20 protein-coding genes are annotated in these 20,649 nt (G+C 56.8%); 11 read left to right on the forward strand and 9 right to left on the reverse strand.

Translation table 11 applies throughout. From position 1 onward, the window contains the following. Positions 1–4: 4 nt before the first annotated feature. The 3 genes from ACR0FB_RS09125 to ACR0FB_RS09135 form a co-directional block, all read right to left on the reverse strand. Positions 5–214 carry a hypothetical protein gene (locus tag ACR0FB_RS09125; RefSeq protein ID WP_209833391.1) on the reverse strand — a complete coding sequence of 70 codons (210 nt, stop codon included), beginning with the start codon at positions 212–214 and terminating at the stop codon, positions 5–7. Between the two features lie 103 nt (positions 215–317). Next, positions 318–1,070 carry a TylF/MycF/NovP-related O-methyltransferase gene (locus ACR0FB_RS09130; protein WP_480619142.1) on the reverse strand — a complete coding sequence of 251 codons (753 nt, stop codon included), beginning with the start codon at positions 1,068–1,070 and terminating at the stop codon, positions 318–320. Positions 1,071–1,494: 424 nt separating this feature from the next. Continuing rightward, positions 1,495–1,809 carry a hypothetical protein gene (locus tag ACR0FB_RS09135; protein WP_480489935.1) on the reverse strand — a complete coding sequence of 105 codons (315 nt, stop codon included), beginning with the start codon at positions 1,807–1,809 and terminating at the stop codon, positions 1,495–1,497. A gap of 12 nt (positions 1,810–1,821) precedes the next feature. Between ACR0FB_RS09135 and ACR0FB_RS09140 the strand changes: the two genes are divergently transcribed. Then, positions 1,822–2,280: a class I SAM-dependent methyltransferase gene (locus ACR0FB_RS09140; RefSeq protein ID WP_480619985.1), complete on the forward strand. Its 459-nt coding sequence runs from the start codon at positions 1,822–1,824 to the stop codon at positions 2,278–2,280. A 32-nt stretch (positions 2,281–2,312) separates the two neighbouring features. Here the strand turns inward: ACR0FB_RS09140 and ACR0FB_RS09145 are convergent, their stop codons facing one another. Next, positions 2,313–3,410, reverse strand: a complete 1,098-nt coding sequence (locus ACR0FB_RS09145; RefSeq protein ID WP_480894663.1) for an acyltransferase family protein — start codon at positions 3,408–3,410, stop codon at positions 2,313–2,315. Between the two features lie 317 nt (positions 3,411–3,727). On the opposite strand from ACR0FB_RS09145, the gene ACR0FB_RS09150 reads away from it, so the two are divergent. The 4 genes from ACR0FB_RS09150 to ACR0FB_RS09165 all read left to right on the forward strand — a co-directional run bounded on the left by ACR0FB_RS09150 (position 3,728) and on the right by ACR0FB_RS09165 (position 9,375). After that, positions 3,728–5,611 carry a glycosyltransferase family 2 protein gene (locus ACR0FB_RS09150; protein ID WP_480619146.1) on the forward strand — a complete coding sequence of 628 codons (1,884 nt, stop codon included), beginning with the start codon at positions 3,728–3,730 and terminating at the stop codon, positions 5,609–5,611. Positions 5,612–5,705: 94 nt separating this feature from the next. Then, positions 5,706–6,377 carry a class I SAM-dependent methyltransferase gene (locus ACR0FB_RS09155; RefSeq protein WP_171723465.1) on the forward strand — a complete coding sequence of 224 codons (672 nt, stop codon included), beginning with the start codon at positions 5,706–5,708 and terminating at the stop codon, positions 6,375–6,377. 22 nt (positions 6,378–6,399) lie between these two features. Then, positions 6,400–7,452 (forward strand): glycosyltransferase family 2 protein, encoded by a 1,053-nt coding sequence (locus tag ACR0FB_RS09160; RefSeq protein WP_480619148.1) that lies wholly within the window; start codon positions 6,400–6,402, stop codon positions 7,450–7,452. Between the two features lie 27 nt (positions 7,453–7,479). Further along, positions 7,480–9,375, forward strand: coding sequence for an ATP-grasp fold amidoligase family protein (locus ACR0FB_RS09165; protein ID WP_480619150.1), 1,896 nt, complete (start codon positions 7,480–7,482; stop codon positions 9,373–9,375). 49 nt (positions 9,376–9,424) lie between these two features. Here the strand turns inward: ACR0FB_RS09165 and ACR0FB_RS09170 are convergent, their stop codons facing one another. After that, positions 9,425–9,727, reverse strand: coding sequence for a DUF6476 family protein (locus ACR0FB_RS09170; protein ID WP_480487265.1), 303 nt, complete (start codon positions 9,725–9,727; stop codon positions 9,425–9,427). Here ACR0FB_RS09170 and ACR0FB_RS09175 point away from each other — a divergent pair. The 4 genes from ACR0FB_RS09175 to ACR0FB_RS09190 all read left to right on the forward strand — a co-directional run bounded on the left by ACR0FB_RS09175 (position 9,726) and on the right by ACR0FB_RS09190 (position 13,354). Next, positions 9,726–10,760, forward strand: coding sequence for an RluA family pseudouridine synthase (locus tag ACR0FB_RS09175; RefSeq protein ID WP_171633146.1), 1,035 nt, complete (start codon positions 9,726–9,728; stop codon positions 10,758–10,760). The two genes, ACR0FB_RS09170 and ACR0FB_RS09175, sit on opposite strands and share 2 nt — an antisense overlap. A 145-nt stretch (positions 10,761–10,905) precedes the next feature. Continuing rightward, the gene (gene rpoH, locus ACR0FB_RS09180) at positions 10,906–11,802 is read left to right on the forward strand and encodes an RNA polymerase sigma factor RpoH (RefSeq protein ID WP_171116444.1); all 897 of its coding nucleotides are present in this window, start codon (positions 10,906–10,908) and stop codon (positions 11,800–11,802) included. A gap of 249 nt (positions 11,803–12,051) precedes the next feature. Further along, complete coding sequence (locus tag ACR0FB_RS09185; RefSeq protein ID WP_480619152.1) at positions 12,052–13,026, forward strand: Gfo/Idh/MocA family protein; 975 nt, start codon at positions 12,052–12,054, stop codon at positions 13,024–13,026. A gap of 58 nt (positions 13,027–13,084) precedes the next feature. After that, a complete protein-coding gene (locus tag ACR0FB_RS09190; RefSeq protein WP_170346639.1) occupies positions 13,085–13,354 on the forward strand; it encodes a DksA/TraR family C4-type zinc finger protein in 270 nt (89 codons plus the stop codon). A gap of 405 nt (positions 13,355–13,759) precedes the next feature. Here ACR0FB_RS09190 and ACR0FB_RS09195 read toward each other — a convergent pair whose 3' ends face one another. The 4 genes from ACR0FB_RS09195 to ACR0FB_RS09210 all read right to left on the reverse strand — a co-directional run bounded on the left by ACR0FB_RS09195 (position 13,760) and on the right by ACR0FB_RS09210 (position 17,162). Continuing rightward, entirely contained in the window at positions 13,760–13,996 is a 237-nt protein-coding gene (locus tag ACR0FB_RS09195) for a hypothetical protein (RefSeq protein WP_480619154.1), read from the reverse strand. Further along, positions 13,993–15,813 carry a M3 family oligoendopeptidase gene (locus tag ACR0FB_RS09200; protein WP_480619156.1) on the reverse strand — a complete coding sequence of 607 codons (1,821 nt, stop codon included), beginning with the start codon at positions 15,811–15,813 and terminating at the stop codon, positions 13,993–13,995. The genes ACR0FB_RS09195 and ACR0FB_RS09200 overlap by 4 nt, the downstream gene beginning before the upstream one ends. Before the next feature lie 84 nt (positions 15,814–15,897). Next, positions 15,898–16,872: an alpha/beta fold hydrolase gene (locus ACR0FB_RS09205; RefSeq protein ID WP_171723459.1), complete on the reverse strand. Its 975-nt coding sequence runs from the start codon at positions 16,870–16,872 to the stop codon at positions 15,898–15,900. After that, positions 16,872–17,162, reverse strand: a complete 291-nt coding sequence (locus ACR0FB_RS09210; protein WP_152457676.1) for an SCP2 sterol-binding domain-containing protein — start codon at positions 17,160–17,162, stop codon at positions 16,872–16,874. The genes ACR0FB_RS09205 and ACR0FB_RS09210 overlap by 1 nt, the downstream gene beginning before the upstream one ends. A gap of 30 nt (positions 17,163–17,192) precedes the next feature. Between ACR0FB_RS09210 and ACR0FB_RS09215 the strand changes: the two genes are divergently transcribed. Together ACR0FB_RS09215 and ACR0FB_RS09220 are read left to right on the forward strand one after the other, a co-directional pair. Continuing rightward, positions 17,193–17,801 carry a tetratricopeptide repeat protein gene (locus ACR0FB_RS09215; protein WP_171633129.1) on the forward strand — a complete coding sequence of 203 codons (609 nt, stop codon included), beginning with the start codon at positions 17,193–17,195 and terminating at the stop codon, positions 17,799–17,801. A 21-nt stretch (positions 17,802–17,822) separates the two neighbouring features. Continuing rightward, positions 17,823–20,648, forward strand: coding sequence for a helicase-related protein (locus tag ACR0FB_RS09220; RefSeq protein WP_480619158.1), 2,826 nt, complete (start codon positions 17,823–17,825; stop codon positions 20,646–20,648). Position 20,649 lies beyond the last annotated feature (1 nt).

Genomic DNA, 20,649 nt, shown 5'->3' on the forward strand with positions numbered 1-20,649 from the left:
ACTTTTAGTGAAAGAACAGGTAGTTGAGGGCGGGTGCGAAGATTGCATTCGGTGTGGTGCCCACTGTGCGACGTCCGAAAGGGTTGCCGAAGACAGAGGTGCCATGGGAAAGATCCGCTTTCAGAACTTGAATCAGTTCCGCATTTTGGACGTTCATCGGAATGCCGAGGTTTCTGCCCGGTAGCACCCCCAGGGTATTTTCTTGGTCGGCCATTCTGAAACACGAACAGGCCGCAGTCTCGCTGAGTGTGACATTTCAGGTGTTCAGGTGACGGGCGCAACCTGACCCGTGACCTGAACCCAAGGCCCGGTCCTCTCTAGACCTTTTGGAAATAGACGCCCACACCATCGATTTCGTTGATCGCGGGTGGCTGATAGCCCACTTCGTCAAGATAGTCATGAACGGCAGCTTTGGCTGCGGGAACCACGTGATAGTCGTCAACGATGATCCAACCACCTTTCGAGACCTTGCCAAAAAGGTGCCGCAAAGGATCTATGGTTGATTCATACATGTCGCCGTCAAGACGCAGCACTGCAATCTGCTCACTGGGCACCAGTGGCATGGTGTCCTTGAAAAAGCCCTCGATGAGCACGACATTATCGTCCAAAAGCCCGAACTTTTCAAAATTTGCCCTTACAGAATCGGCTGACACGGCCAGGGCATCGTACTTGTGGAAATCAGACCCCTTGTCGTGAGGATACAGTTCTTCATTCGGCTCGGGCAACCCCTTGAAAGAGTCACACAGAACGACACGTCTGTCATTCTGGCCATATGTAAAGAGTACCGCTTTCGCAAAGATGCTGGCACCGCCACGCCATACTCCGGTTTCGACAAAATCGCCGGGAACCTGGTTGCCGATGACGGATTCCACCATGGCGCGAACATTGGCCAATCTCTTGCTGCCCACCATAGTGAAAGCAACAGACGGCCAATCCCAGCCGTATTCACGGTTTTTGGAGTCATAATCCGGTTTGGTGTCTCCAAACAGAATTGGTGGGTCTTCATAGATCGTGCCATCCAGGGCACGGGCAACCGTGGTCAGATATTGTTCCCGAAGTTCCGCGAGCATAGATTATAACCTTGCATAGATGTCTGGCTGGTTCTGACCTCTCAGCTGTGAAGTTTCAACAAGATTCGCTGGAAATCGCCTATAGGGTTGGTCAAATGGAGGCACATTTCCTGTCAACTGCGTTTTTTTCAACTCAGACGTGCCTTAACTCTCAGCTTTGACGTCCAGAATGAAACATATCTTTTTTGACGCTACGAATTACGCGAATGTTTGCGCCAACTTCAGCATCAGTCTTGGCGAATATGGTCGGACCCAACTCATTTGTTAGGCCGTGAAACGGCTGCCTCGCGCTTTCTTTCTGCGTTTGATGTAAAGGAAGCTTGTAAACCTGTGCCTTTCAGGAGATGAAGCACACCAGCCATCAGGTAAGGGCATAGTGGTGAGCAAATTTACGGTAGTTGTCTCGACTGTGTTGCGCTCAGTTTCAGGCGGTTCGCAACAGAAGAAAATTCAACCGATAGCCTAGTCCGAGCGGAACAGATGTACCGTTGACGGCGTCAATTTTTTCGCCACGGTCGATATTGCGGAATACCACAAAATCACATCGAACGATAACGAGTTTCTGCTGGTGAAAACCCGCGAAATGATCGAGGCTGAACTGGATTGCACCTCGAAGATCGATGTTAACAATATCGTCGATATCGGAGTATGGCAGGGTGGGAGCGTGGCGCTTCTCGATCGTGTATTTCAGCCTGACAAACTGGTTGCAGTTGAATAATCGACGCGCGAACTGCCTCACCTTGACGCCTATATCGAAAGGTACTCGCGGCAGGATAACGTGCGGCTGTACAAGGGGATAAGTCAAGCGGACATCAATCGGTTCGGAGAATTGCTGGACGCAGAGTTCGGCGACGAGAAGATTGATCTCGTCATAGATGACGCATCGCACCAGTATTCGGAAACGTTGTTGTCGTTCAACCTCGTTTTTCCGCGCATGTCGGAAGGCGGCGTCTTCGTCCTTGAAGACTGGCAATGGTCCACGATGGAAGAACATTACAATTCCGACTATTTCGAAGGGAAAAAGGCGCTGGCGAATCTGGTGCTTCAATGCGTCATGTCCTGCGCCTGCCGGCCAGATATCGTTCGCGAAGTCATCGAGAAAAATCACTCTGCAATGGTTGTTCGGGGCGAGGCTGAACTGCAAAGCGGTGCTTTTGACATTACCGAGATCGCCCGCAATCGAGGCGAGATTGTTCCCCTGATGCTATAGATCCGCAATGTTTTGGTAGGCGTGCTCTGCCGTCACGACGCCAATTGTTGTGAAGCCGGGTTTCTAAAATCAGGCTTGGTTATCCGGCGGGCAAGGCGGATGAATGGAACTTCGACAGCATAATAGATAACAGTCGCAATGGGTATCGCTACGGCTAGGGTAATAACACAGACAATTGGCACCACAAGATCCGGATTGTCCGTAAGTGTTGCGGCCCATCGGGTCAGGTTTGTGTTATAGATAAGAAACGGATGCATCAGATATAGGCTGTAACTGATCTTTCCAAGAAAGCGGGTAAAAGGGTTATAGAGAAAAAAAACAGGTCGAAGTGCCTGCGATAGCGCCAGGCTTGCAAAGGCGAAGCCCCAGCCCAAAACCAGTGCGAGTGGAACCGGTTTGTTTAGCGTTTGCGCCTGATCAAGAACCGGGCCAAACAGATACATGTAAATCAACCCGGCGATCCCGGCACCGAGCGCTAGATAGCCGACGGGGCGCTCGTATGACTTAGGTGTCCAACGGTAGGCGCACCAAACGATCAGACCCAACGCAAAGTACGGGGCGTTCGTGAAAAAGCTGGTCCAATAGTAAAAATCGGGAACTTCACCCTGACTAGATAAGTTTACAAACCCCCATCCCAAGCAGGCGAGCAAAAAGAGAAGCACCGCTGACCAAATGTTCCGCCAAATCCAAAGGAAGGGGAACAGAAGATAGAAGATAGCTTCGACGCCGATTGACCAACCCGCCGGAACAAGACTGGTTTGTTCACTGGGGACAAACCCGAACAGAAATGTAATATTCCTGATGATCGTACCTGTTTCGGCCTGGACCCCAATATACAGCCAAGCAAAGAGCATCACGTAGAAGAGTGGGGCAATTCGAAAAAATCTGCGCAAGGCATAGGCCCAGCTTCGATCAAAGGACACTCCCTTTGGATAAGCTAGCGACATGGACATCGCGCTTATTATGAAAAACAGCGGCACTCCCATCGCATAGTAGTCGGCACCCCAGTTCTTGTAGTAGACGCCGAGTGGATGAATGTGCACTGCGTGTACAAACACGACCGCAGACGCAGCGATACCGCGCAGTGAATCAAGGCCATGCGCCCTTTGATCTTTAAGATTACCTGCCATGATCCACTCGAGATACCGCTTCCTTGCTGCCAAAAACCTTTGGCGACATTGAACGCCAGCTATAAATGGTTGGCGCCCGAAGGCAATCAAATTGTCGTTTTCAAGCATAAAGCCCTACGCATCGAACGCTGCCCACAGGGCTGCGATCGTCTGCAGTGTTTGGAGTTGGCAGACGTTGAACCGGCGGGCTCGTCCACTTGCAATGCATTTCCGGGGCCCGTAACAAAGCCGCAGGCAGGGATGCGCGCTATACATCTGCAAAGATGCGTTTTTTCCCGCTATCCTAAATTTGCGGGCCACGGGTACAGGTAGACGCGATGAGACTTGTCATATCCACGATGAAAGACGAGGGGCCGTTCATCCTGGAATGGATTGCATACTATCATTCGATCGGCTTCACCCATTTTATCGTCAATTCGAACGATTGTTCCGATGGCACCGACACGATCCTTCAGCGGTGCCAGGAACTGGGGTTTCTGGCGCATATCGGCAATTCCGGCCCGTGGGAATTTGGACCTCAGGCTTCAGCTTATGTAAACGCCATGGAACACCCCTGGTGCAAAGAAGCCGAATGGATATTGGTCTGCGACGTGGATGAATTTCTTGATATTCGCGTCGGCGACGGAACACTGGACGATTTGTTTCGTGCATTGCCGCATGCGGACGGATTTGCCGCAATCTGGCAGTTGTTCGGACACAACGGAATCGTCGAGTTCGAAGATAGGTTCGTTGTCGAGCAATTCACCCGTGCGGGCGAGCTTAGCGCCGTCAGCCCCCATAACTTGCGGGCGTTCAAATCGCTCTTTCGCAACAACGGATCGTATCGCACAATCAGCACGCATCGACCGCGCGGCCCGATACCCAACAAGGCGGATCGATTTGCCTGGGTCGACGGGGACGGTGATCCGTTGCCGCCGGCCATGCGAAGACGAGGGTGGGCGTATTCATCAACGGGCGCCGGGTTTGGGCGCAGGCTTTTTCGGATGAACCACTATGCGGTGAGGTCCGTGGAAAGCTATCTGATGAAGCGGTTGCGTGGGGATGTGAATACCTCGAGTTTTCATCCGAAGATGGAGGCAACAGGTCAGGCCTACTGGAAGCTGCATTGCTATAACGACATCGAAGAAACCTCGATCCTGTCCAAAGTTGCACGACTTCGGGAGGTTTATGAAAAGCTGCGATCCGATACTGTTCTGGGGCAATTGCATCATCAGGCAGTTGCATTTCACAAGGAACGCATCGCAAGCCTCAGAAAAACCGAGGTGGCGCAGGATTTTATCGCTAAGTTCAGCCGCTTTCGCAGCGGGCGCTATGTCAAGGCGCTGGAACTCGGCGTGATGGAAGATGGCGATCTGTCTTTCAACGCCGAAATGTACAAGGATCCGGACATCACATTTGCCCAGGTCGCGAAATGGACGCGGCTCGGCAAGATGTCCAAGCCCGAGAACTCCAAGCCATACAATTTTCCTTGGTTCGTTCGGCTCGACGCCCTCGAAACCTCGTTTGATTACGAAGAGGCCGCCGCGCAGCATGCGCAAATTACGGATGCCAAACAGGTTTCGGTGCCGTTCGACCCCAAGGATCCTGTCTACCTGCCTTCTGCCCCTCCGGAGGTTGAAAGAACAAAAGACCAGCGGCAGAGTTTTCTTCGATCAATCAGTGGCAAGAAGAATTGGGTGCTGATCGGACATGTTGAGATTGAAATCATCGAAGAAATACTTGATCTGGACGCTGTCGAGAAATTGACGATCATAGGACCGTGGGGGCTGTCGTGGGACGGTTTCACATGTCCGGATGCAACTCAGGATCCCGAGCTACAGGCTTTGGATCGCACGTTTTATGCATTGCTGGAATACTTCCGCGCCCCCATTCTTGCCGGACAATTGCGTGTCTACCGGGCGCTGCCCCCCTTGATGCTGAAGCTGTTTGAAGACGAAAGCGTCGGCGTCGTCATCATCCGCGGGGTGCGGGCAGAGCAGGTGATGAACCAGCTGTTGCGTCGGATCGACCGGGTTCTTGCGCCCGGGGGGAGTATCGCGTTCACATCTTATCGCCGTCACGGAGGCGGGTCGTATACGGGTATGAATGCGGCGATAAACAGTTTCCTCGGGCGTAATGCTGCACGATACCGGATAACCAGCTTGCAGCCACCGTGGCTTGGTATCGACAAGTTGCCACCGCTTGGCAAAAAGGACACATAGCTTCTGGTTCTTGAGGCTGTGGCGTGGTAGCCATGGCGCAATGAACAAAACGGGTTCTGAGTAAATGGGATACCCGTCTGCGAGTGAGGTCGAGATGTCAAACGAATCCAAGGTTATCGGTGTTGCGCCCGGCAGCCAGAAGAAACCGAAGGCTGACAAAGCGACCAAGCGCAAAAACAGCAAAGACGCAATCCGCCGCACATTCCTTTCCCGTTTGCCAAAGGGGGGCCTAGCCGTAGAAATCGGTGTCTGGCAGGGTGAGTTCTCTCCGACCATTCTGAAACTGATCGAGCCCAGTCAGCTTTTTCTGATCGATCCATGGAAGCATATCGGTGAGGAATCGCACACAACCGCGTTTGTGGGGCGGACCGAAGACGAAAAGATGGAGGCCATCTTCCAGAAGGTCGTAAAGACTTTCGAGGCCGAGATCGAAGAAGGCAAGGTTGGTATTATACGCGATTTTTCGGTACCTGCGTTGAAGCTTTTTGATGATGAAAGCATCTCGTTCGCCTATGTCGACGGAGACCATTCATACGAAGGCGTGACCGCTGATCTGGCCGCTTTGTTTCCCAAGATCAAACCCGGTGGGATCATGGCATTCGACGACTACCACCGCCGCGGCTGGTGGGGCGACGGGGTGATCCGTGCGGTCAACGAGTTTCTGGGCCAGCACCCCCGAGAGTTGCGCATCCGCGCGATTGCCGGCGCGCAGATCGCCATCGAAAAGATTGTCCCGCAAGATGACAGCAAAGGTCAGAACGACTAGGCGGCGGGGATAAGTGGCAGCGATGGAAAAGCCTGAAAAAGTCCTCATCACCGCGATGAAGAACGAGGGTCCCTATATTCTGGAATGGGTGGCCCATCACAAGGTGCTGGGGTTTGACCGGATCATTGTCTACACCAATGATTGTACAGACGGCACCAACCAGATTCTGAGACGGTTGCAGGACTTGGGCCATGTGGAATTTCACAGGAACCGGGTTGGAACCGGAGGGATACACCGGTCTGCGCTGAGGCAGGCACGGCGCTTGCCGGTGGTGAAAGACGCAAAGTGGATATATGTCGGCGACGCGGATGAATTCCTGAATATTCACGTTGGAAATCACAGGGTTGATGATCTGATCGAGGCAACGCCCGGCGTTGACGTTATTTCCATACCCTGGAAGATATTCTCGAACGGTGGTCGGCATGTTATGCGCGATACGCTGGTGACGCGGCAGTTCTTCGATTGTGAGCTGGATTTCGAACAAGGCGGGGCAGGGCGCCGGTTTGTCAAATCCCTGTTCAGGCAGGGTGATTTCTATCTTCGTTTCGGGTTGCACAACCCGCACCCCCGTCCCGAACTTCAGGCCGGCGTGTTCCGGTCCGTGCCCGGAGGGCACGCAACGGAACCTGCGCCCTTCGGCAACCATGTCTCGCCTCCGTTTGGATTTGAAGTCGCACAGATCAACCACTATGCCGTCAGATCCACGCAGGCCTATTTGGCCAAGCGCAGCCGAGGTCGGGCAAATCATTCCGCGCAGACACTTGGAACCGAATATTGGGACCGCTGGAACCGTGGCGGTGCCAAGGATGAAACAATCCTGCGGTACAAGGACGAAGTGGATGCGGTGCTGGAAGAGTTTCGCGCTGACGACAGGCTTCGACGGCTACATAGAAGAGCGTTCCGCTGGCACAAGGCTCTGATCAACGATCTGCTGAAACTGCCAGAGTATGATGAGCTGTACCAGAAGCTTCTTGAAAAACCGGCCGTGGATTTTGTCGCAAAGGACCGTGGCGTAAGGGAGCGCCTGTCGGCCAGCGCGCCGTCTTCGACTGACGAAAACCGGGCAGAGTCCTGACAAAACAGCCCCTGGAGAAATAGACGAATGGTTGCGGATCACTCTCTTCCGACGATTGGAATGCTGTGGATGGAAGGAAGCCTGAGCTTTCTGGAGCAGATGTGCATGCTGTCATTCGTCGAATGCGGTCACAGGGTCGTTTTGTTCCACTATGGGCAAGTCGACAACGTTCCGGATGGTATCGAACTGGTGTCGGCAAATGAAATCCACGAACCCAGGCAGTTCATCGTGAACAACCAGTTCAAGACGCCGGTGCCCCAATCCGATATCTTCAGATTGCACCTGATGAAGAAAACGGATTTTCTGTGGTGCGACACGGATGTTTTGGCGCTTGCCCCGATCCCAAGGGCCGATCATGTTTTTGGGTATTTCAACCGCGATACCATCTGCAATGCTGTTATGCGGCTGCCTTTCGACAGCCCCACGTTGAACGCGTATTCCGAATACTGCCAGGACCCCTATCCGATCCGCCCTTGGGTTGAAGGGGAGGAGCGAAAGGAACTGGAACGCCTGAAACAGGCTGGTGAGTTGCCTCATGCGTCAGATCAGGAACACAGTGTTTACGGCCCCGGTGTCATGACATGGTTTCTGCGCCATTTTAACGAGTTGAAGCATGCCAGCCCCATACCGGTCTTTTATCCTTTGCCGTTCAGACGTGCAGGGCAGGCCAATGACATTCACGTCCGAGAGTTCAGGGACGCGTATATCAAAGAGGAAACGCTTGCCGTGCATCTGTGGGGACGCCGGATGCGGTGGTGGATTGCAAACGGAATCAAACGGCATTCGTTTCTGGATCGACGTTTGCGGAACCTGGGGGTGAGACCGGGCGACGCGCCTTTGCCGCGCCACGGCCGAGGGGGCCTCAAACCGGTGGAGTTTCCCGCAAACCTGCCCACCTTGCGCGCTACGACCGAAGAAATCCACGACGCCACCGGCGGCGTTGTTTCTGTTGCTCTGCTCTCTGACCGGGAAGACTATCTCAAGGCGGCACAGGCTGATCTCGACGCAATTGCAGCTGACAATCTGTACGGTGCCAACACCCCGCCGCGCGTGGGTTTTTCGCGCGGTTGGGAACACTATGACAGTGACCCTGCTAGGCTGAATGCGCTTGGTATGGCTTTGTACAACTATGCGGATAGTCATCGATCTTTACCCGACCTGCGCGCGCCAAAGACATTTGCCGAAAAGCTGGTGGTCATGAAGCTGTTTGGCGAAGTCCCTGATGCATTGATCTCTGACCGGTCCAAATACGTGGGCAGCGCCTCGGAATTGCTTGCCTGCCCGCAGCGCATGTGGGAGGCGCACATTCCGGCATTGCCCGAAACACTCGACCTCGGGCCCGGCCAGTATTGGTTGAAAGGAACGATGAGCCATGGTCACAAGCTGGCCCTGTCGTTCCCGCTGGATGCCACGCAGCGCGATGATGCCAACCAGAAGCTGGCCGCGTGGCACAAGACAAAAACGTCCGAAGGGTTCTGGACAGGCGAATGGTGGCGCGCCACGCAAAAGCCCCTCTATTACATCGAAGAAGACTTGACCGCCGGGGATCGACAGGCCGGCACCTGGAAATTCTGGGTGATCGCCGGACGCGTGCAGCTGGTGCAGGTTGACCGTGACCGGGGGCGTGGGCGCATCCAGATGCTCCATGATCGCGACTACAATTACCTTGCAGATGAGCTGTATTCGCCAACCAGCAGCACCGTTGAACCCCGGTCCGACCGCTTTGAAGACATGATCCGGATCGCTGAAACCCTGGGGCAAGACGTTGAATGCGCAAGCGTAGAGCTTTTCCCGGTTGGTGACAGAGTTTGCTTGGGTGACATCATGTTGGCGCCGGTGTCAGGCAAGCACAAGATGCGCTCGGATGCGCTGGATCAGCGTCTGGGTGCTGCGTGGACCGGAACTCGGCTGTTCCCCGGCTGAGGCTGGACAATCCCCGGATCTTTCATGCCGCCGGAACAGGCGGCAGGGCCTATTCGACCGCGATTTCCTGGCGCAGTTTTCCTGTTGTTTTGTCAAAGATCAGAATGCGATTGTCATCGGTTGCGACGGCATACCAGTTTGATCCGATGGTCAGGGCCTGCGCCCGGGCGCCGTCGGGCAGCGCGATCTGATCCGGCAAGGTGGGTGTGCGGTCCGATAGGCGGATGACAATCAGGGCGAATGTCACTAGAACCCCGCCAATCATCACCGTGGTCAACAGCATGACCATCCGCCGCAGCAATCGCAGTTGCGGAGTTTCCTGCGGTTCTTGAGGTTCGGAAGGGACAGTCATGGGCACCCGCCAGATTGAGTTTCAGATCGCGGCCGATCCGCCGCCTCGCCTTGATAAGGCGCTTTCCCGCGATGTGCCAGACGGGGAAAGCCTGTCGCGCACCCGACTTGCGCGTCTGATCGAAGAGGGCGCGGTACAGATCGACGGTGCCGAGGTACGCGACCCCAAGGCCAAGGTGGCCGAAGGGGCGCGTGTCACGATTGTCGTGGCCGAGGCCGAAGACAGCCATATCGGCCCCGAGGACATCCCGCTCGAGATCGTCTTCGAGGATGCGGACGTAATCGTCGTCAACAAACCCGCAGGCATGGTCGTACACCCCGCGCCGGGATCACCCAGCGGGACTTTGGTGAATGCTTTGCTCCACCATTGCGGAGACGATCTGTCGGGCGTCGGCGGGGTGAAACGCCCCGGTATCGTGCATCGCATCGACAAGGAAACCAGTGGCCTTCTGGTGGTCGCAAAGTCAGACGCGGCGCATCACGGGCTGGCCGAGCAGTTCGCGGCGCATAGCGTCGAGCGGTATTACCGTGCGGTGTGTTACGGGGTGCCGGATGCCAACGATCCTCGGTTGCGCGGTGTTAAAGGGATCAGCTTTGAACCCGGCAACATCATGCGCGTTACGACGCAACTTGCGCGACACAAGACCGACCGTCAGAGACAGGCGGTTCTGTTCCATGGCGGGCGGCATGCCGTGACACGCGCGCGCGTTGTCGAGACATTTGGAGTGCCTGCGGGTCTTGCCCTGATCGAGTGCTGGCTTGAAACCGGCCGAACGCATCAGATCCGCGTTCATATGGCCCACGCGGGGCACGGGCTGGTGGGCGACCCGGTTTATGGCGGCAAGCGAAAGCTGTCCGCCAAAGCGTTCTCTGCCGCTGCCGCCGGTTTTGCAGGCGCTTTTCCCCGTCAGGCACTTCATGCCGCCGTTTTGGGATTCGAGCACCCTGTCACCGGTGAATCCCTGCGGTTCGAGGCCGGTTTACCGCAAGATATGCAATGCCTTGTCGAACGTCTGCGGACACCGCTGTCATAATAAGCAAACTCCTGTGAAAAAGGGCTTTTCACCTTTCCTTAACGGAAGATTAATTCCAGACTGTTAGCAGCACCTCTTGAATGGGAAGGGTTCCTTACCCATATCCTATGTTAAACATCTAAACATTTGTCGGAGGGACACAATAATGGCAAACTACGCAAATCTTCCCGCACCGACGCCCGAGGGCGGCCTGAATCGCTATATGCAGGAAATCCGCAAGTTTCCTCTGCTGGAGCCGGAAGAAGAATACATGCTGGCCAAACGCTGGGTCGAAGAGCAGGACACCGAAGCCGCGCACAAGATGGTGACGTCTCACCTGCGTCTGGCGGCCAAGATCGCCATGGGCTATCGCGGCTATGGTCTACCGCAGGCCGAAGTGATTTCCGAGGCCAATGTGGGCCTGATGCAGGCTGTCAAACGGTTTGACCCTGAAAAAGGCTTCCGTCTGGCGACCTATGCCATGTGGTGGATACGTGCCTCGATCCAGGAATACATCCTGCGGTCCTGGTCTCTGGTGAAACTGGGCACGACCTCGGCGCAGAAAAAGCTGTTCTTCAATCTGCGCAAGGCCAAGGCCCGCATCGGTGCACTGGAAGAGGGCGACCTGCGCCCTGAAAACGTCAAGAAGATCGCCACTGATCTGGGTGTGACCGAAGAAGAAGTGATCAGCATGAACCGCCGGATGTCCGGTGGCGATGCGTCCCTGAACGCCACGGTCGGGTCCGAAGGCGAAGGCACCATGCAATGGCAGGACTGGCTTGAGGATGAGGATGCTGATCAGGCCGGTGACTACGAAGCACGCGATGAACTGGAAGCGCGTCGGGAATTGCTGGCGGCGGCTCTGGATGTGCTGAATGATCGGGAAAAGGATATCCTGACCCAGCGTCGTTTGATGGATCAGCCGGTCACGCTCGAAGAGTTGAGCACTCAGTATAACGTAAGCCGAGAGCGCATTCGCCAGATCGAAGTGCGCGCGTTCGAGAAGCTGCAAAAGAAAATGCGGGATCTGGCGCGGGAAAAAGGCATGTTGGGCGTCAGCTAACAGTTGCGCCCTTCTTGCCTCGCAGGAAGATTCTTTGCGTTCAAGCAATGACGGAAAACGCCCTCTGATGATCAGGGGGCGTTTTTTGCGAATGTTGGCGGAAACTGAACTAAAGGCCTAAATCAATGGCTGAAGGTCGAAAGCTGTGTTAGGAAAAGACGTGTTTTGTCTTTGATTTCGCAGCAGAACGAGCGCTGGTGACCCCTCGGGAAGCGCGTAATTTGAAACAAGCCGAATACGGAGGGCGCAATGCAAAGACCGGTTCAATTTGGTGTATTGGGTGCCGCGAAATTTGCCCGCGAATACATGGCCCCGGCGATACATGCCGCCAATGGGGCGCGCTTGGCCGCGCTGGCAACCTCGGATGCAGCGAAAGCAGAACCGTTTCAGTCCTTTTGCCCGGATTTGCAAGTATTTGACAGCTATGATGCGTTGTTGGCAGACGCCGAAATCGACGCAATCTACATCCCGTTGCCCAACCATATGCATGCGGAATGGAGCCTTAAGGCTTTGAGCGCTGGCAAGCATGTTCTGTGCGAAAAGCCCATGACCATGAAGGCGGATGAATTCGACGCATTGATCCAAAAGCGGGACCAAAGCGGCCTGCTGGTCGCCGAGGCCTACATGATCGTCCATCACCCTCAATGGCAGCTTGCAAGGAAACTGATCGCTGATGGTGCCATCGGCAATTTGGTACATGTGACCGGAGCGTTCAGTTTCGACAATCGGGCAGATACCCAGAATATTCGAAACCGCGCGGAAACGGGCGGCGGCGGATTGCGTGACATCGGGGTCTACGTGATCGGCGGGGCGCGCTTTGCAACCGGGCAAGAGCCTGTGTCGGTGCAATCCGCGATCCGTTGGCAGGATGATATCGACATCTTCACTGAAATTCGCGCGCAGTTCCCCGGATTTACCTATTCCAGCTATGTTTCCATACGGATGCATCCCCATCAGGAGATGGTGTTTCACGGCGAAAGCGGTTTGATCCGTCTGACGACCCCGTTCAATGCACGTGTGTTCGGAGAGGCTCGGGTCGAGCTGCACCGGCCGGGGCTTGAAGTTCAGGTCACCCGCTTCCCCGGAGCAGACCATTACAAGTTGCAGGTCGAGGCCTTTTGCCGATCAATCAGGGACGGGGCGGAGTATCCCTGTCCTTTGGAATTCTCACGCGGGACGCAAGAGGTGATTGATCGTGTATTCGAAGGCGCGATTTCGCTGTAACTTGCGTTGCGGCCAACGGCTAAGCTATCCTGAGTGTCACAATTTCAGGAGATGACCGATGGCCGGAGGTTGGGCACGCGACGGCGCTGTGAGCGAACAGATCGAAGCGTCGATCTCAGATGAACTGGCGCGGATGCAGGCGCAAAAGCGGCCCCAGGGCGAAAGCTTGACCCATTGTGCCGAATGCGAGGAACCTATCCCGGAAAAGCGTCGCGTCGCGTTGCCCGGAGTAAAGCTCTGCCTGGATTGCCAGCAGGAACGGGACGGCGCGTTCAAGGCGCGCGGCGGCGTCAATCGGCGGGGGTCGAAGGACAGTCAGTTGAAGTGATCTTGGGTATGGCCGCGATGAGCCAAACGTACATGAGCTTCGTTCGCGTCAGTAATCAAGACTTTAAACAGAACTGTCACATCGATGCATGATCATTGCTAATCTGCATGATCCCACCCATCCGCTTTTTAGCAGCAAAAACCAACCGTCAACGATGTGGTCTTCCTGACCTTTCTGGGCGTATTGTCGACTGCGCAGGCCTATTTGCTTTGGTACGAGGCCGCCGCACGTGTCTCGATCCTGACGGCCACCTGATTGGTCGCCACCTCAGTGGTGTTCACCTTCGTCAATCCGGCTATTTTTCTACGGGCGCCGATCATCCCAAGTGGCCGCTCTGGGGGCGACTTTGATCGTTTCGCAGTGTTTCTGGCGACCGGGAAAAACTAGGTGAAAGCCAAACTGGAGTTACCGGCGGCGCCACCAACGTCGCAGCAGTTTGACGTCCATGGCGGCCACCATGATGCCCAAAGGGATCATCCAAAAGCCCAGGACAGGAAGAAAACCGAAGACGCCCGCGACGATCAACAATAGCCCCACGACAAACCGCAGCCCCCGCGGGACGTTGCGGCGGATCCGGGCCAATACAGGGTGCAGGCGGTGCTGGATGGCCCGCCAGCGCCCCTTGTCGCCCGGGTCAGTCACCCCTCCATCGCCTCCAACTCGTCGATAAAGCCCGAGATCATCGACAGGCCCTTGTCCCAGAAGTTCGGGTCGCTGGCATCCAGCCCGAACGGGGCCAGCAATTCCTTGTGGTGCTTTGATCCACCTGCGCGCAGCATTTCGAAATACTTGTCCTCGAAACCTTCGGCGCCGCTTTCATAGACCGAATAGAGCGCGTTCACCAACCCGTCGCCGAAGGCATAGGCGTAAACGTAGAAGGGCGAGTGAACAAAGTGCGGGATATAGGCCCAGAAGGTCTCGTACCCGTCCATGAATTCAAACGCGGGGCCAAGGCTTTCGGCCTGAACGCTCATCCACAGGGCGTTGATGTCGTCCGGGGTCAGTTCCCCCTCGCGACGGGCGGCATGCAGCTTGCATTCAAAGTCATAGAAGGCGATCTGGCGGACCACCGTGTTGATCATGTCCTCGACCTTGCCGGCCAGCAGAACCTTGCGCTGTTCGGGCGTTTCGGCCTGATCCAGCATCTTGCGGAAGGTCAGCATCTCGCCGAAGACGCTGGCGGTTTCGGCCAGTGTCAGGGGCGTCGAGGACAGCATCTCGCCCTGATCGGCGGCCAGCACCTGATGCACCCCGTGGCCCAGCTCGTGCGCCAGGGTCATCACGTCGCGCGGTTTGCCCAGGTAGTTGAGCATCACGTAAGGATGCACCTCGGTCACGGTGGGATGAGCGAAGGCGCCCGGGGCCTTGCCGGGCTTCACCGCCGCGTCGATCCAGCCTTTCGAGAAGAACGGCGCCGCGATGTCGGCCATACGGGGATCGAAGGCGGCGTAAGCCTCCATCACGGTTTTCTCGGCGTCCTCCCACGACACGGTGCGGGTGTCTTCCATCGGCAGCGGCGCGTTGCGGTCCCAGACCTGCATCACATCCAGCCCCAGCCACTTGCGCTTGAGCTCATAGTACCGATGGCTGAGTTTGGGGTAGGCGGCCACGACCGCCTCGCGCAGGGCTTCGACCACTTCGGGTTCGACATCGTTCGACAAGTGACGCCCTGTTTGCGCGGTCGGCATCTTGCGCCAGCGATCGACGATTTCTTTCTCTTTGGCCTGCGTGTTGTGGACACGGGCAAATGTTTTAATGTTCTCCTGAAACACGCGGGCCAGTTCCCGCGCCGCTGCCTCGCGCTTGGAGCGGTCCTGTTCGGTCAGCAGGTTCAGGGTGCCCTCGATGTTCAGTTCATTGCCATCCACATTGAACGTCAGACCGGCGATGGTTTCGTCGAACAGACGCTCCCACGCGTCGCCGACAACGCCCAGATCGTGCAGGAATTTTTCCAGCTCGTCAGACAGCTGATAGGGCTTCATCGCGCGGATACGCCGGAACACGGGCTCGTATCGGGCAAGATCCGGGTTGGCAGCAAAATGCGCCCCAAGCACATCATCTTCGATCCGGTTGATCTCGAGCGTGAAAAACACCAGAGGCGTCGTGAACACGGTGATCTTTTCCTGCATGTCCGACAGGAACTTGGCCCGCTCTGCGTCGGTGGTCAGCTGGTAATAGCGCAGACCGGCAAAGGACATAATACGGCCTGCGACCGCGTTGATCTTTTCATTGCGCTGAACGCAGGCCAAAAGGGCCGCGGCGTCCAGCTCTGCCAGCTTGCCTTCATAGTCGGCCGCAAAGGCGGCACATTCGCCTTCCAGCCAGTCCAGGTCGCGCGCCAGTTCGGGCGCTTCTTCGGATGTGTAGAGATCCGTCAGATCCCATTCGGGAAGATTGCCCAGATTGTCGGCGCCGCCCATTGCGTTTGCGTCACGGACGGGAAAGGGAAGGTCGCGCATGGATCACCTTTTGTAGACTGCTTTTGCAAACATCTAGGGGTGGCGCGCGCGGATCACAAGCGGCCAATCCCAAGGTGAAAAGGTTTACGTGGAAACCAGCTCGGACGCCCCATTTGATTGGTTGGCCCGGAAATGCCTGGCAAGCTGGTCCAGAACCGGGCCCCGAACGTCCGGTGCTTCCATCAGCACTTCATGTTCACCGTTCGGGATTTCGATCAATGTACCATTCGGCCAATTGGCCATGCGCGCCCGAATGGCCTTGCGATCGACGATCTGTTCGTGGCTGCCCAGAAAAGTCAGACAGGGTGTCTTCGGGGCGGGCTGTTCCATCAACCATTCGCATTCGTCCAGCGACTCGCGCAGCCAGCGGTTGGAAGGGGCACCAAGAGCCAGTTCGGGATGCGCATTCAGCTGATTTTGCATCATCCGGTACATGTCCGGGTCGCGGGTCAGCATATTCCCATCGAAAGGTTGCGACAGGACATAGCTTTCAAGCGTTGTGGTCGGGGGGGTGCGTTCGCCAAGGCCAAGCGCGGTGCCCCAATACGCTGTAACGCGGCTCAGAGGTTTCATGACCGGAGTGAAGAAAATTCCCCACATTGGGCCGGTGAACGCGCACGCGGCAAAACACCCTTTTTCGATGACGGCACGCAACCCGATGGCACCGCCCATCGAATGCCCGACGACATACCACGGCTTGGGCAGATCCAGAGCGTTCGCAAGGTCCAGGGTTGACTGAACATCGTATTGGTAATCGGTGAAATGATCGACATGGCCGATGCGTGGGTTGTCCAGCAGCCGATCCGAAAGACCCTGACCGCGCCAGTCCACGGCCAGCATAGCAAAGCCGCGTTTCGTGAATTCACCGGCTGTACTGCCATATTTTTCGATATATTCGGTGCGTCCGGGGAACATCATGACGGTGCCATGTGCACCATCATCCGGAAGCCAGTGACCCACGCGAATGCGTGTTTGGTCAGACGTCGTCAACCAGTGGGCCTTTCCACCGGCAGGTCCGCCGGCCACGTCTTCAAAAAAGGGGGCCGGCGACAACTCCATCAGGCCAGTACCGAGGCAAGCTTCATGGCAACACCCATGTCGCCGTCAATGCTCAGCTTTCCGGACATGAACGCGCCGGTCGGATTCAGCTCACCGCTGAGGATCTGTTCGAACGTCTCTGCATCAGCGCTCATGGTGACACTGGCCTCTTCATCGCTGACCCGCGCACCGTTTTCGTCCAGAACGATCGAACCCAGATCGGTGATGGCAAACTTGGCCGTGTCATCAAACGCGCCGCCATCCAGTTTTTCGTTCAGTGCGGCAGCCGCCTTTTCAAGAGTCTCGCTCATGCTTTTCCTCATATTGTTAGTGCGCCGTGAATGGACATCCCCGGTCGCAACGCTACACTGACTATTGTTATGAGCATTGCAATTCACAATCTCAAAGGTACCGTTGCGGCACTTTTTGTCCTAGTCACGTTTTCCTCCAATTGTTTCGCGCAGCAGGCGGATTCACGGGACGAGGATGAGTTGCTGCAAAAACTGGCGCAGTCGACCCCGGAACAGGCAATTGCACTGGATCGGCAGTTGCAGGCGCTGTGGTCGCAATCGGGGTCTGCGTCGGCTGATCTGCTGCTGGAGCGGGGACGCGAAGCCTTGGATGAGGGCGACGTCGGCGCTGCTCTGGATCACCTGACCGCGCTGACGGATCACGCGCCTGATTTTGCCGAAGGCTGGCATCTGCGCGCCTCTGCCTTTTTCGGGGTCGAGCGATTTGGTATGGCGGCCGCCGATCTGGAACATGTGCTGACGCTGAATCCAAATCACTATGAGGCGATTTACGGTCTGGGTCTGATCTTTGAGGTTATCGGGGAACCTCGGAAAGCCTACGAGGCTTATTCTCGGGCCTTGGCTATACATCCCCATCACGAAGAAGTAACCAATGCCGTGAATCGGCTGAAGCCTCAGGTTGAAGGCAAGGCGCTGTAAGGCTCGGGGCAGGGGGCGAATGTGAGCGGGTCATCCCGAATCGTGGCCGTACTTGGCCCGACCAACACTGGTAAAACCCATTACGCTATCGAACGCATGCTGGGCCATCGGACCGGCGTGATCGGTCTGCCGCTGCGCCTGCTGGCGCGCGAGGTCTATGACAAGATCGTTGCGATCCGTGGGCCGTCGGTGGTGGCGCTGGTCACGGGCGAAGAACGGATCGTACCGCCCCGCGCCCAGTATTGGGTGTGTACGGTTGAGGCGATGCCGGAAGGCATGGGTGCTGATTTCGTTGCCATCGATGAGATTCAGCTTTGTGCCGATCCGGAACGGGGTCACGTCTTCACCGACCGTCTGCTTAGGTCTCGCGGCACGAACGAGACACTGTTCCTGGGCTCGGACACAATGCGTGGCCCTATTTCGGCGCTGGTCCCCCAGGCGCAGTTCGTGCGGCGAGAGCGGATGTCGCAGCTGGTTTACTCGGGCTCCAGAAAGATCAGCCGGATGCCTGCGCGGAGCGCCATCGTGGGGTTCTCGGTTGAAAACGTCTATGCCATCGCCGAATTGCTGCGCCGCCAGAAAGGTGGAGCTGCGGTGGTCATGGGGGCGCTCAGCCCGCGGACCCGGAATGCACAGGTGGACCTGTACCAAAACGGCGAGGTTGATTACCTGGTTGCCACGGACGCTATCGGGATGGGGTTGAACCTGGATGTGAACCACGTTGCGTTTTCATCCCTGTCCAAATTCGACGGGCGCAGGATGCGTCCGCTTGCGCCGAACGAGCTGGCGCAGATCGCGGGCCGGGCAGGTCGCGGGATGTCGGATGGCACATTCGGCGTAACCGGAGAGGCCCCGCCGCTGGACGAGGGCGTGGCGCAGGCGATCATGGACAGCCGGTTTACGCCGATGAAAAAGCTGAACTGGCGAAATGCCGCCCTTCGGTTCGGCTCGATTGATGCGCTGATCGACTCGCTTGAGGTCGGCCCGGATGATGAACACCTGATCAAGGCCCGCCCTGCTGATGACCTGAACGCGTTGAAATCGCTGTCGCAAGTGACCGAAGTTGTCGCCCGTGCAAGCGACGGCCCGTCCATCCGGTTGCTGTGGGATGTGTGCAGAATCCCTGATTTTCGCGGTATCAGCCATGCGGAACATGCCAGCTTGCTGGAGGTGATCTATGGCCATCTGCATGAACGGGGATCCATTCCCGACGAGTTTATGGCACGGCAGATCAGACGGATCGATCAGACCCACGGCGATATCGACGCTTTATCTAAAAGATTGGCATATATTCGCACGTGGACATATGTTGCGCAGCGGAAAGGGTGGGTTCGTGACGAATCACATTGGCGTAACGAAACCCGCACTGTAGAAGACAGACTGTCCGACGCTCTGCATGAGCGTCTCACGCAAAGATTTGTGGATCGGCGCACATCCGTTTTGTTGCGCCGGCTCAAACAGAAGGAGGCCCTTTTGGCCGAAGTAAATGACAAGGGTGAAGTGACCGTCGAAGGCGAATTCGTCGGTCGTCTGGAAGGGTTCCGGTTCATCCCGGACAAAAGCGCGCAGGGAACCGAGGCAAAAGCTCTAAAATCGGCGTCTCTGCAAGCACTCGCGCCGCAATTCCATCTGCGCGCCGATCGCTTCTACAACGCGCCCGATACTGAAATTGATTTCACTGATCAGGGTGGCCTGATGTGGGGTGAATACGCCGTTGGCAAGCTGGTTGCCGGGGCGGAACCTCTCAAACCTATGGTCGAAGTGTTCGTTGACGAAGCGGCGGGGCCGGATGTCGAGCAGAAAGTGCAGCGCCGTTTGCAGCACTTCATTGACCGCAAGGTGGCCGCTCTGTTCGAGCCGCTGCTGAACCTGTCCCGCGATGAGGAACTCAGCGGCCTTGCCAAAGGCTTTGCTTTCCGCATGGTCGAAGCGCTGGGTATCCTGCCCCGCGCACAGGTCGCACAAGAGGTCAAGGATCTTGATCAGGACGCCCGCGGCGCCTTGCGCAAGCATGGTATCCGGTTCGGCCAGTTCACCATTTTCATGCCGCTGCTGCTGAAACCGGCCCCGACGCGTCTGCGTCTCGTGCTTTGGGCGCTGTCCAGCGGGTTGCAGGAATTCCCCGAAGCGCCGCCTCCGGGCCTGGTGACCGTGCCGGTCGCCAAGGATGCGCCGCAGGGCTATGACACCATGTGTGGCTACCGCGATGCAGGCGAGCGTTCGATCCGTATCGACATGCTGGAACGTTTGGCGGACATGCTGCGCGCAGAAGACAGCCGCGGCGGTTTCGAAGCCAAACCCGATATGCTGTCGATCACCGGTATGACGCTGGATCAGTTCGCAGACCTTATGCAGGGGCTGGGATACAAGGCGGAACGCGGCGAGCGGCCGAAAGTCAAACCTGCACTGGCCGAACAGCCGGCGGCAGCTGAAGCGGACAAACCGACCGCCGAAGAAGCCCCGGCAAGTGAAGTCGCGGCAGAAGACGTCGCCGCACCCGCCGAGGCGGCAGCCGAGGCCACCGACGGCACCGAGGCGGCAGCCGAAGCTGGTGCGGACAGCCTTCCCGCAGAACCAGTGTCAGACGAACCCGAGGTTGAAGTGTTCTACACCTTCACCTGGGCCCGTCAGCGACAGCCCAACCGAGGTCCGCGCCGCGAGCAGGGGCAGGGCAAGGGCAAACCGCGCGGCAAGCCGCAGGATGGCCGTGGCAAACCGCATGGAAAGAAGGGCGGCAAGCCTCAGGGCGCCAAGACCTTCTCGTCCCGGCCGCCGAAAAAGGAAAAGGCGATTGATCCCGACAACCCGTTTGCAGCCGCGCTGATGGGTTTGAAGGACGGCAACTGAT

This window comes from Ruegeria sp. P10 (assembly GCF_056534925.1).